A 12,971-nucleotide genomic window follows, 5' to 3' on the forward strand; every position below is an offset into this window, starting at 1 on the left:
GATCTGGTAACATTCCCACCTCAACACTGCGAGGGGTGGTACAGTGTTTTTGATTTTCGGGAACGTTACCGAAATTAAGTTTTATTGATGTCCCAAATATCGTCAAGCCCCTAATTTTCTTGTGTGAGCATGATCGGCAAAAAAAGCGATCATCGATAGGATATTGTGATCAGCGTCACTCAAATTGGGGTTGAAAACGGATCCTGTTTGCAAACTATCCCAAATGTGGATGATCATGACCAAAACAAAGGAGTATTTATGGCGAGCCTACACGATGTCGCGCGTCTAGCCGGGGTCTCTAAGTCTACGGTTTCTAGAGTAATTAATGACGAATATGGCGTAAAAGAAGCCACAAAAATCAAAGTTCGCCGCGCTATTGAAGAATGCGGATATGTCGTTAATCAGGTAGCAAAAGATTTAAAATCCAATAAAACCAACCTGATAGGTATTATCGTTCCACGGGTAGCCTCCAATGCCGTCTCGCAGGGCGTTGACGGGCTAAGCAAAGCATTCGAACTGGCAGGCAAGCACGTACTGCTGGCAAATAGTGCCCTGGAAGCAGGCAAAGAAATTCAGTACATCGAACTGTTCAATCAAAAACGGGTGGAAGGAATAGTCATGTTCGCCACTCATATCGACGATGCACTGATCACCGCGATCAAGCGCTCGAAGGCCCCCGTGGTACTCATCGGCCAGGACGGTTCTAGATTCAACATCCCAAGTGTTATCCACGACGACTACCGGGTTGGCTATTGTGCAGCCGAGCAACTGCATCAGGCTGGCTGTCGTTCAGTTGGCTTTCTCGGAGTCAAAAGCGATGATATAGCTGTTGACCGACAGCGTTATGATGGATTCTCTAACGCCTTGAATCATTTAGGTTTAAATCCACCTCAGTTTCACACTCAGGGACAATTTTCGATTGATTCGGGGCGGGAAGAGATGACCCGGTTACTGGCAGATAACCAGCGGCCAGACGGTGTTTTCTGCGCTACCGACCGAATTGCCATCGGGGCAATCCAGGCCATTGCGGCAGCTGGTCTCAAGCCAGGCAAAGACATCAAGGTTGTCGGCGTCGGTAACGACGAAATGGCTTCTGTGGTGACCCCGGGCCTGTCAACGTTCGCCTATGCCTTCGAGCCTGCAGGCAATAATGCGGCCAAAATGCTTCTGGAAATCATTGAACAAGGCCGAAGCCAGGTCGCCAAACTGGTACTGGGCTTCGACTGGATGCCACGTCAGAGCTGCTAAGCAGCTCTGTTTTTCCACCTGCACAGCTTCCCTTTCTCCTGACAATAAGTCGATCCTCCGCACATTTTTTCGTTGAGCCTTAGGTTTCCTTGGGCCGTAACTTGCCTCAGCATTCATTCTGTTCTATTTTTGGAACGTTCCCGAAAAATTCAAGAATCTATTTATTGCTAACGTGACTTATCGCGAGCAATTTAAGGCTATCACCCATGACATTGACTGAATTGATCACCGCTTGCGGCGGTAACGAAAATTTACTGCGAGCCCTTCGTGTCGAAGAGCAGGTAATTATCGAGCTCGCCGATCCCGAGCTTCGCTCTTCGGCTGTTGCCGAACTGCCGTTTAATACCCAGCTATCTCAGCTCACCTGGCAACCAGAGCGTCCTCTCGAAACACATGAGTGGCAGCAACTCGGTCAATGGATTGAAGCCAATCAACGTAAACAACTGCTTGGCGCTCAGGAGATAACAGCATCCATTCACCGCCCGAGCTGGCATATTGCGCCACCTCAGGGGTTGCTCAACGATCCTAACGGCTTTATCTATCATCAAGGCGAATACCACCTTTTCTATCAGCTATACCCGTTTGCCTGTGACCATAAAGATAAATACTGGGCTCATGTTACCAGCACCGATCTGCTTAACTGGACAACGCAACGCATCGCCCTATGCCCGTCAGACTGGTTTGATAGCCATGGTGTGTTCTCTGGTCATGCTGTCAGCAACGGCGACGAGCTGATGCTGTTCTATACCGGCAATGTCCGTATCGGCGAGCAACGTGACCGGATCACGACCCAATGTCTGGCCACCTCTAGCGATGGCCTGCACTTCATCAAGCACGGACCCGTGATCGATGCATTACCACCTTCTGTTACTCCCCACTGCCGCGATCCCAAAATCATCCGGCATAATGACCATTGGCTGATGTTACTCGGTGCTCAGCATCAAACAGCTGATAATCAACTACAGGGCCGTCTTGCCATCTATCGTTCCGATGATCTGTATCACTGGTCATATAAAGGCCTGTATGGTGATGAGCTAGGCCAGTTTGGTTACATGTGGGAGTGCCCTGATCTGTTTGAATTGGATAGCCAGCTTTTGGGAATTATCTGCCCACAGGGAATCGAATCGTCCAGTGAGCACCACCAGATCCCACACCATAACGGTTACTTTAAAGCCTCTTTGAACCAAAACAGCGCTCTAACCTTTGATGGTTTCACAACCCTGGATTTTGGTTTTGACTTCTATGCTCCTCAAACAGCCGAAACTCCAGACGGGCGCCGTATTCTTATTGGTTGGATGGGGTTACCCGATGAAACCGATCAACCAAGCAACCAAGATGGCTGGCTGCACCAGCTAACCTGCCTGCGCGAATTAAGCTGGGAAAAAGGGAAAATATTCCAGCGCCCGGCCCGTGAGCTGCAAGCACTGCGTGGCATGCAGCATCGACATACATTTACCACAGAATCAGCTTGCCAAACCTTACTGCTAGACACCAAGAGCTATGAGTTACGAACCACAATGACATGGCCAGAAACCGGGCAGAGTACGCTACGCCTGATGGATAATGGCGATCAATACTGCGATATCATCCTGGACTCGGACAATCAACGTATCCTGCTAGATCGAAGCCATACCCTTTCGACTGATGGCGAACAGATTCGTGAGATCACTTGGAACACAGGTGAAGACGTTGAACTTCAGGTATTAGCTGATCACTCTTCATTAGAGATATTCATTAATAATGGAGAATACGCCATGACGGCCCGAGTATTCACGCCAGAGGATGCAACTCGTCTTCAGTTAATTTCCGACAGACCGCAGTTATGGCAAGACGTGACATTCTGGCCACTTGGTTAGCCACAATAAATAGCTTTGAATTAAAGCAGCAACCCTCATCAAAGCGTGCTGGAAAACGTCAAAACAAAATTTTCCAGCACTTAACTCTATATAAATACAGCTGGCTAACAGGTTAGAGATAATCTAACGCTATTATCGAGGCTATTATATTTTAAAGCACAGCATAAAAGTGTATATTTACTAAGTGCATTACTTACTGCACGGCTTTGTATTTCATAAGATATGCGAGTTACTATAAACCACTCTGCGATAATGGAAAAAGTTGATATAAAGCGAAGTAGCAAAATCAATATGCCTAATGTTTCATTGGTATCCTGTTATAAAACTTACAATTTGAATAATGTTTCGCCTACCTATCCGCCCCAACACCAATGTAACAGGAAGAAACCGCAGTTAAACCGCAACCAAACCATTTAATTTCAATCAGTTACACAAAAATCTCTCGTAATCCAGCGTCAAATTTATACCGCCCAACTTAATCAAAGTAACGTTAAACTTACATAAGTCGCTTTTTTCGTTACCTAAAGAAACTATAAATTACACTATGTTACACCCAGTGTGACGCACGACTCGTAATTATTTTAAATCCTGTCTTATGATTAGCTACATCAATTGGAACGGTTAAACAAAAAGATTCTGATTAAAAGAAATTAACTCAACGTAGGATTAAGAAGATTAGTCTGACTATCCATACGACGTGTTATTGAATAAAGAAACCAACTTATCTAATTAATAGAATAGATGGCTGGTATCTTAAAGTTACACCGCTTTATTATTTATCTAGCTCACTCACTAGATAGTTTAACTCAGCGTATTAAGCATTTTTATTAATCTAAAAATATTGTTTTAAAAGTTCATAATGAATGGGGGTTCAAATGAACGTTTTTAGTACTATGCAAAAAATGGGGCGTAGCCTCATGCTGCCGGTGGCATGTATGCCAGCAGCAGGTATCCTTCTAGGTATCGGTGGTAACTCAGAAGTTGCTAAATTCCTACCTGAAATCGTAGCGCAGGTAATGACCGAGGCCGGTCTGGGTGTGTTCGCCAACATGGCATTGCTATTTGCCATCGGTGTTGCACTTGGCTTTACTAAGAACGACGGTGTAGCAGCTCTTGCCGCAGGTCTTGGTTACCTAACAATGACCCGCGTTCTGGGTGTTGTTGCTGAAGGCACTGATACCGGTGTATTCGGTGGTGTTATCATGGGCTTGGTAGCCGCACAACTTTTCAACAAATATCATGACATCAAGCTACCAACTTACCTTGGCTTCTTCGGCGGTAAACGTTTCGTTCCAATCGTCACCTCTCTGGCAGCGTGTGTGGTTGCAGCAGTTCTGGCTATCGTTTGGCAGCCAATCGGTCTCGGTATCGAAGCATTCTCTGAGTGGGCTGCTTACCAGTCTCCAGAAGTTGCGTTCGGTATCTACGGTATCGTTGAGCGTTCTCTAATCCCATTCGGCCTGCACCACATCTGGAACGCACCTTTCTTCTACGAAGTTGGTGAGTTCACAACTGCTGCTGGTGAAGTTGTTCGCGGTGAAATCCCTCGCTACCTAGCAGGTGATGGAACAGCGGGTAATCTGGCTGGTGGTTACATGTTCAAGATGTTCGGTCTACCTGCAGCATGTCTTGCAATGTACGTAACAGCTAAGCCTGAGAACAAACTAAAAGTTGCTTCTATCCTGGGTTCTGCTGCACTGACTTCGTTCCTAACAGGTATTACTGAGCCAATCGAGTTTGCATTCCTATTCGTAGCTCCAGTACTTTACGTTGCTCACGCACTACTAGCTGGTTCTGCTTTCGTAGTAATGATTCTACTAGGCATCAAGCACGGTACTACTTTCAGCCACGGTCTGTTTGACTTTACCCTACTGTTCGGTCAGTCAACTAACGGTTGGTTGCTACCAGTAATCGGTGTTGTCTACGCAGTTATCTACTTCCTAGTATTCGTTACGCTAATCAAAGCGCTTGACCTGAAAACAGTTGGTCGTGAAGACGAAGAAGAGTCTAAGGTTGAAGTAAACACAGCATCTGACGGCCTTGCTAAAGAAATCACTGAAGCATTCGGCGGCAAAGCTAACATCAAAGACCTTGAAGCTTGTATCACACGTCTACGTGTAACAGTAATCGATGGCTCTAAAGTTGACACAGCACGTCTGAAAGCACTGGGTGCAGCAGGTGTGTTCGAGAAGGGTGACAACTTCCAGGCAGTATTCGGTACGCACTCTGAAATCATCAAAGGTCAGATGGAAGCACTTGCTTAATCCTGAACACTTTGAATGAAACATCAAACCGGGCTTAGGCCCGGTTTTTTTATGTCTGGCAATCGGGGAAGGAAAGCAGGGGCTCTGTGGAGTGCTAACCAGCGACTAACGAAGTGTTTTCTAACGGATACAAAAAGGGCAGCTACTGAGCTGCCCTTTGCCGGTTAAATAATGCCTGATCCTTGTCAGCTAATACCAATCTGGATAAGTCGTTGTTCAGATAGTTGCGCAGGAAAAATCACTTAGAACAAGGCATGAATTGCAGCTAACTAGTTACTCTAATTACAAAATTCATAACGCAGTTAAAAGTGATTTTAACCAGCAAGAATGATCAAATACTTATGTAGATTGGTATAAATATGCTGCCAGTTGTTCGGCCGTCGGCAAGGCTGTCATCGCACCCTTTGCAGTGGTCGCCAGCGCGCCACAAGCATTAGCCTGCTTGATAATATCGAGCAGCTTATCTGCCAGCTGCCAGTCATCACTCGCCGCCAGACCTGCCAGCAAACCGCCAACAAAAGCATCCCCGGCCCCTGTAGTATCAACCGGACTAACAGGCCGCCCTGTCACCAATTGCTGACGCTCTGCCTGCACCACCAGCGCCCCTTTCTTGCCTTGGGTGATAATCACAAGCGGTAGGTTAAAATTCTCGTTCAGCCAAGCCAACGCCGACTGCAAATCATCTTTTCCGGTAATGAATAGCAGCTCATCATCAGAAAACTTCACCACATCAGCCAATGCAACGGCCTCTAGAACCACAGGCTTTAATTCCTGCGGGTTCGCCCATACCTCTTCGCGTAGATTTGGATCAAACGACACAAACCCGCCCGCAGCTCGTATCGCTTTCATTGCCCCGAGCGTGGTCGAGCGCGAAGGTTCGTTCGCCAGTGCGATCGAGCAGACGTGCAACCATTCACCTTGCTGAAAAGCAGGCACATCTTCCGGTACCGTAAACTGATCAGCACTGGGTTTCACCATGAAAGTAAAGCTACGTTCACCATCGTCATCCAGATCGACAATCACCGTTGAGGTACGCTGGTCGGCATCGAGAAGCATTTGCTCGGTAGCGACGCCCTCGTCGGTGAGTACCTCTTTCATAAAACGACCAAGTGGATCCAGCCCGACCCGGCCAAAGAAAGCACTGTCACCACCGAGGCGGGCGACCCCCACCGCAACGTTTGCCGGAGCCCCGCCTGGGCACTTCAGGTACGTCCCTTCTCCCTCAGGGATCAAATCGACCACTGCATCCCCTGTTACCCACACTTTAGCCATCTTTCTACTCCAATAAGATAATTGCATACATTATTGCTAAATCGATTTAGCTGAACAACTGATACTATACCAATACCAAACAAAATGTGATCTGAACCAAAGAGAAGTCCCTACTAAAAGGGGCTATATTCAACCATCGCAAAAATGTGTTAGTATCGACACAAAAGCACAACAAACAATTCACATTCCCACTATCAATCGATAAGAGACTTACCTTGGCATGAATCACGCCAGTCTTCTCGCGCTAACTCATAATGCTGCCTTGCTACTGGCCATGATCTTTATCTACGACATGGCAACTCATCGCACTCATCACTCTTTCGACTCGCTTTGGAAAGTCTTCATGGGTCTGGCCCTTGGGCTTATCGGCACTATTATTATGCTCACTCCCTGGGAGTACGCACCTGGGATTATCTTTGATACCCGCTCGGTACTACTTGGGATCTCTGGGGTCTTCTTCGGCCCGATCCCCACCGTTATCGCGATGGCAATGACGGCTGCATTGCGGCTTTACCAGGGTGGCGAAGCTGCAATAACCGGGGTGACTGTTATCATCGCTTCCGGTGTCCTTGGTATCGCCTGGCACTATTACCGGCGACGGCCGTTGGCTGAGTTAACCGCACGCGAGCTCTACTTATTTGGGATCTTAGTCCATGGCGTTATGCTGGCGCTAATGTTCACTTTACCTGTGCCTGTTGCTCTTAAAGTACTGTCTGACATTTCCTTTCCGGTATTGCTCATTTATCCTCTGATCACTACAGCTATCGGAGTGTTGTTTGTCCGGCGGTTACAGCGTGATAGAACTGCCGAGGCGCTCAGGGAAAGCGAATTCCTATTTCGTTCTCAGTTTGATCTGGGTAACATCGGAATAGCGATCACCCACCCGGGAAAAAGCTGGCTCCGGGTCAATCCCCGACTATGTGAAATGCTCGGTTACAGCGAGGAAGAGCTCCTGCAGTTAACCTGGCCGGATGTTAGCTACCCTGATGACTTGCAGCTTGATTTAGAACAGTTTCACCGCATGATGGCAGGCGAGATTGAGGGCTACTCACTGGATAAGCGCTTTATCCGCAGAGATGGCGATATTGTGTATGTTCACATGACCATTGCCTGCTACCGGGTTGAAGGAAAGGTGCAGTTTGTTATTGCGGGCATGCTCGATACCTCAGAGAGTAAACATGCCGAAACCAAGCTTGTTGCCCAAAAAGAGCAGCTGACCTCTGTCCTTGCTGGCAGCGAGCTCGGCTTTTGGGACTGGAACATAAAAGCCAATACCGTACAACGAAATGCCCGTTGGGCTGAAATGCTGGGCTACAGCTTCGAAGAGATAAAACTGGATTCAACTCTCTGGCTTAACCGTATTCACCCGGAAGACAGGCTGGCCGCCCAACAGTCTTTAACTGATCACCTTGAAGGACGTAGCTCTCAGCATAAGATTGAATATCGAATGCGCACCAAGCAAGGTGACTACAAGTGGATCCTGGACTGCGCCAAAATCGTCAATTTCGGGGCCGGCAACAAACCGCTGCGGATGTGCGGCACCCACACCGACATTACCGAACGCAAACTTGCCGAAGAATCGATGCAACTAGCGTCCATGGTCTATCAAAACAGCAGTGAGGCAATGGTCGTCACCAACAGCGATGGCGAGATCATTACCACCAACCCGGCCTTTACTGAAATTACCGGTTACTCACTCAATGACGTCAAGGGTCAAAGCCCCAAGATCCTGGTATCACGCAAGCAAGACAGCAACGTTATCCAGAACATGCTGCACACTCTAAGCAGCAACGGCTACTGGCAGGGAGAAATAAAAAAGCGCCACAAGAGCGGGAAGACATATACAGCCTGGCTTACCGTTAACTCCATCACCAATGCTGACGGTACTATCCACCGGCGTGTTGCCCAGTTCTCAGACATTACCGACAAGAAAAAGTCTGACGAGATCATCTGGACCCAGGCCAATTTCGATGCCTTGACCGGCCTGCCAAACCGCCATATGTTTATTAACCAGCTTGAGCAGGAAAAGAAAAAGGCCCACCGGGCTAACCGTCCCATGGCACTACTTTTTCTTGATCTCGACCACTTCAAGGAAGTCAACGATACCCTGGGTCACAACATTGGCGATCAACTGCTGGTTGATGTCGCACAGCGCCTGCAGAACTGTGTCCGCGATACAGACACCGTATCGCGCCTTGGCGGTGATGAATTTACAGTCATACTCAGCGAACAAGACGATGTCCATGGTACCGAACAGGTGGCGCAAGCTATTCTCAGCCAATTCTCTGTGCCGTTTTCCATCGGTGTTGAAACTATCTATATATCACCAAGTATCGGTATTACACTCTACCCGGAAGACGGAACTGACGCCGATACCCTGCTCAAAAATGCCGATCAGGCCATGTACGCCGCCAAAGAACAAGGGCGCAACTGCTACCGCTACTTCACATCATCGATGCAGGAAAAGGCCCTGTACCGCCGTCAACTGGCCAATGAGTTACGGCTTGCGCTCAACAGCAGCCAATTACAACTGCACTACCAACCGATTGTCGAGCTGACCACAGGCAACATGACCAAGGCCGAGGCCCTTATCCGCTGGTGCCATCCGACACTTGGCATGGTCAGTCCGGCAGAATTCATTCCGGTTGCCGAAGAAACCGGGATCGTAATCGAACTTGGTGACTGGGTTTTCCACCAGGCTGCCCAACAAGCAGCCCGGTGGCGAGCTTTACATGATCCAGACTTTCAGATCAGCATCAACAAGTCCCCACTGCAGTTTCGCGACAAGGGCAATGATATTTCACGCTGGATCGAGCACCTCCGATCGCTCGATTTGCCGGGACAGGCTATCGCGATTGAAATTACCGAGGGGCTACTGCTTGATGCCAACAAGACAGTGACAGACAAGTTACTCGAGTTTCGTGATGCCGGTATCGAGGTGTCTCTCGATGACTTCGGCACCGGTTACTCATCGCTCTCCTACATCAAGAAATTCGACGTCGACAATATCAAGATCGACCAATCTTTTGTCCGCAGCCTCAAGGCAGGCTCGGAAGACTTCGCTGTTTGCGAAGCCATCATTGTGATGGCGCACAAACTCGGTTTGAAAGTGGTCGCCGAAGGTATTGAAACCAATGAACAACGTGCCCTACTCGCTGCTGCAGGCTGTGATTATGGACAAGGAAGCCTCTTTTCCATGCCGCTACCGGAAGAGGAATTCAGCGCGTTACTGTCACCAAAAGAAGTCGCCATATAACTCAGGAAAAGGCCCAATACAGCTTTTGCCTATGAGATTAGCTTATTCCGTCCACTTGAAGGAACGCTTCAAAAACGACACTGCCTGATGATCAACAATTTCTCCATGCGCCATGATAACTCGCTCTGGCTGCCAGTTGAGAAGCAACTGAACATGCTCTCTCACCACCGGCTTTTTAAAGCTAAGCCGCCAGTCCAGTGGCGTTTTTCCGTTCGGCGCTATGATCCCGGCCCCTTTAGCCAATAACTTGCGCCAGCCTTTGAAATGTCCGGGAGGAAAGTTCTCTATCAAATCAGTCAAGATCACTGTGCTTGTTGCACGATGGAAGAAGACGCACTCTTGCATTAATGGTGAGCCACTCACTAATCGCTGATCGATTTCATCATGCCAGGGCCACTTTTCAGCAAGCTGGGGATGGAATTGCTCGGTCAGATTAAGTGATGCATCGAAATGAAGATCTTCGCGCTTGGCAATCACCTCGTCAGTACCAAAAAGCTGCGCGTCAGGATAGTGTTCTAGCCACTGGTCCAAATACAGGTGATGCAGGTGATTGGGGGCAATAAGGTACTTGACCCGCCCCAAGCCAGCCAACTGCTCGGCAAGCTCCGGGGAATAGCGAACGGGACTGTGTAGCCAAAGATCACCCGTCTGCAGCCGGATCACCGTCATCCGGGTTGTAAACGGGCAGCAATAAAAAGAGACCGTATCTCCGTCAACAACCCATAGATCTTTGGTCAGTTGTTTCATGTCGTCCTTTTGCTTATTCACTCAACCTATTACCGCCACCATAATAACGCGCTCCCCCTTATGTCTAAACTCAAAGATTGCGTGTGATTAAAGGCGAAAGTGTAATTACACGGCATCCTTCGGCTTTCGCTCCATAAAAATAAACTGTGCATTTTCGCTGACTTTCTGAAAACCATAGCGTTCATACAGGCGACCGACACGATTGCCCTGCAAATAATCTAATCTGCAGGGTAGTTGTTGCTGGTCTGCATGTTTAGTTACGTCAGTAAGAATGCCGCTGCCAATCCCCCTACCATGGCATTCCGGAAGCAAGAAGAACCGCCCCAAATACAGGTGATCCTCGTTCTCCTTGACCAGGTACGAACCAATGGGCTCACCATCAGACAAAATCAGAATTGGCTTGCACTCAGACCACTCTTGGCGGTGTAACTTCTGCTGTAGCGCCTCATCCCAACCAAATACAGCCTTAATAGGTCCATATTCTGCCGCTTTCTTTAACTGGTAGGCGAAAGCGAAGTCTTCTTCAGTTGCCATTCTTGTTGTTATATTCACGTCTTTCTCTAATAACCCAAAAAGCAAGTCTGGCTGTTATTCAACTTCCTCATACGTCTTCGCCATCTCTTCGGGAGCAATACCGTATCCGCCGTCAGCCAGGTAGCCACCTTTGTATACAGTCATTCCTTTATCATTCCATTCAACAGCAATAACGGCAGTATCTCCATTCTCACTACCTAGTAAGGTGAGGACTTCCTCGGTAATTGGAATAGCCTTAATGGTCTTAATCCGCTTGAACGGTTCAAACTCGGTGTACTCAGGCAGCTTGCCGTATGTCGTCTCCCATTTCTCTTTAGGGACCAGCCACTCGTTAAACACGGCACCACTCACTGGCTCAGGGTTACGTGCTATCACAACAGCATCAGACAGCTCGTTCTCTGTTTCCAATATCGGCTTTCCGGCGTCGTCGGCAACATAGGTTGGAAATGCTCGGCCAATTTCACTGCGATGAGGCAGACGGCCATAGGTCAGCGCCTTCTTGCGAAACTCTTTGGCAGAGTCAAACTCAGCCATCACTTCAGGGATGTTCTGGAAGGCAACGGGAACAATATCGGCAGATACGCCGAAACTCGATAGCCCCATAAAGGAGCTAACGGCTATCGCAAGTAAGGCGTTTTTCATTTTATTCTCAATCAGATCAGGCTAAACATATCTGGCCATGTTAATACCAAATTATCCAATGACCTAATTTACTCTTTCGTCATCGCCTTTACACGGCCGAAGAAAGATATCCCGGCAAGCACAAGAGCGCCTGATAATAGTCCGATTACCGCATTAACCAGAGCCGGTAGCATGAGTGGGCCGCCGGGGATCATGTCACCCCGTTCAACAAGGTGGTGAACTAAGGCATGGGAGTTCGGGATACTGTGGACAACAATACCGCCACCGACTAAGAACATGGCTATGGTGCCGACCACTGCTAAAAACTTCATCAGATAGGGCGCGGCGTTGATTAATGCGTTGCCAATTGCATGCTTAAAAGATGCAACATAGCTATTTTTAACCAGATACAGCCCTAGATCATCAAGTTTGACGATACCTGCTACTAACCCATAGACACCGATAGTCATCAATACAGCAATAAGGCTAATCACCAGCACCTGGGTAACAATAGGAACTTCCTGCACCGTACCCAATGCAATCACAATAATCTCAGCCGACAAGACAAAGTCCGTTCTAACCGCGCCTTTAATCTTTTGCTTTTCAAACTCAACAACATCGTCGGCCTTATCCAAGCCATCTAGCAGTTCGGATTCTTTTAGCTGCGGGGAGTGAAACATTTTCTCGACGACTTTTTCAAAACCTTCGTAACAAAGAAACAGACCACCAACTAGCAGCATTGGCGTGATGAGCCAAGGGGCAAAAGCGCTGATCAGCAAAGCAGCCGGAACTAATATCAACTTGTTTCGAAATGATCCTTTGGCTACGGCCCAGACAACCGGTATCTCCCTTTCGGCCCTCACGCCTGAAACCTGCTGGGCATTCAAGGCAAGATCATCACCTAACACCCCGGCCGTCTTACGGGCGGCAACTTTACTCATCACCGCCACGTCATCAAGCACCGTTGCGATATCGTCTAATAGGGCCAATAAACTTGCTCCAGCCACACAGCACTCCTAACAGTCAGATTTTACGAGAATATTTTCTAAACATAGCGAACGTTCTCATTTGCATCAAACTGTTCGTGACTGATTAATTGTAATTTCACTACCGCAGCCACTTTTCATTTTGCCAAAGCTATAACTAACACGAAGACTTACTTCACCAGAGTCG

General features: G+C 48.1%; 9 protein-coding genes. 4 read left to right on the plus strand and 5 right to left on the minus strand.

Features of this window, described 5'->3' with window-relative positions:
* Window positions 1-258 precede the first annotated feature (258 nt).
* The 3 genes from MHN01_RS05975 (at window position 259) to ptsG (ending at window position 5,368) form a co-directional block, all read left to right on the plus strand.
* On the plus strand, window positions 259-1,248 hold the full coding sequence (locus MHN01_RS05975; RefSeq protein ID WP_239410483.1) for a LacI family DNA-binding transcriptional regulator: 990 nt from the start codon (window positions 259-261) through the stop codon (window positions 1,246-1,248).
* 206 nt (window positions 1,249-1,454) lie between these two features.
* Entirely contained in the window at window positions 1,455-3,104 is a 1,650-nt protein-coding gene (locus MHN01_RS05980; protein WP_239410484.1) for a glycoside hydrolase family 32 protein, read from the plus strand.
* 875 nt (window positions 3,105-3,979) lie between these two features.
* Entirely contained in the window at window positions 3,980-5,368 is a 1,389-nt protein-coding gene (gene ptsG / locus MHN01_RS05985; protein WP_239410485.1) for a PTS glucose transporter subunit IIBC, read from the plus strand.
* Between the two features lie 339 nt (window positions 5,369-5,707).
* Here the strand turns inward: ptsG and MHN01_RS05990 are convergent, their stop codons facing one another.
* Window positions 5,708-6,640 carry an aminoimidazole riboside kinase gene (locus tag MHN01_RS05990; RefSeq protein WP_239410486.1) on the minus strand — a complete coding sequence of 311 codons (933 nt, stop codon included), beginning with the start codon at window positions 6,638-6,640 and terminating at the stop codon, window positions 5,708-5,710.
* A gap of 220 nt (window positions 6,641-6,860) precedes the next feature.
* On the opposite strand from MHN01_RS05990, the gene MHN01_RS05995 reads away from it, so the two are divergent.
* The gene (locus tag MHN01_RS05995; RefSeq protein WP_239410487.1) at window positions 6,861-9,896 is read left to right on the plus strand and encodes an EAL domain-containing protein; all 3,036 of its coding nucleotides are present in this window, start codon (window positions 6,861-6,863) and stop codon (window positions 9,894-9,896) included.
* 42 nt (window positions 9,897-9,938) lie between these two features.
* Here MHN01_RS05995 and MHN01_RS06000 read toward each other — a convergent pair whose 3' ends face one another.
* From MHN01_RS06000 to MHN01_RS06015, 4 genes are all read right to left on the minus strand, one after another.
* Window positions 9,939-10,643, minus strand: coding sequence for a DUF4336 domain-containing protein (locus tag MHN01_RS06000; protein WP_239410488.1), 705 nt, complete (start codon window positions 10,641-10,643; stop codon window positions 9,939-9,941).
* A gap of 105 nt (window positions 10,644-10,748) precedes the next feature.
* Window positions 10,749-11,195 (minus strand): GNAT family N-acetyltransferase, encoded by a 447-nt coding sequence (locus MHN01_RS06005; RefSeq protein WP_239410489.1) that lies wholly within the window; start codon window positions 11,193-11,195, stop codon window positions 10,749-10,751.
* A 36-nt stretch (window positions 11,196-11,231) separates the two neighbouring features.
* The gene (locus tag MHN01_RS06010; RefSeq protein WP_239410490.1) at window positions 11,232-11,819 is read right to left on the minus strand and encodes a hypothetical protein; all 588 of its coding nucleotides are present in this window, start codon (window positions 11,817-11,819) and stop codon (window positions 11,232-11,234) included.
* Between the two features lie 68 nt (window positions 11,820-11,887).
* The gene (locus MHN01_RS06015; protein WP_239410491.1) at window positions 11,888-12,805 is read right to left on the minus strand and encodes a DUF808 domain-containing protein; all 918 of its coding nucleotides are present in this window, start codon (window positions 12,803-12,805) and stop codon (window positions 11,888-11,890) included.
* Window positions 12,806-12,971 lie beyond the last annotated feature (166 nt).

Source organism: Photobacterium sp. OFAV2-7 (assembly GCF_022347985.1).
Taxonomy (GTDB): domain Bacteria; phylum Pseudomonadota; class Gammaproteobacteria; order Enterobacterales; family Vibrionaceae; genus Photobacterium.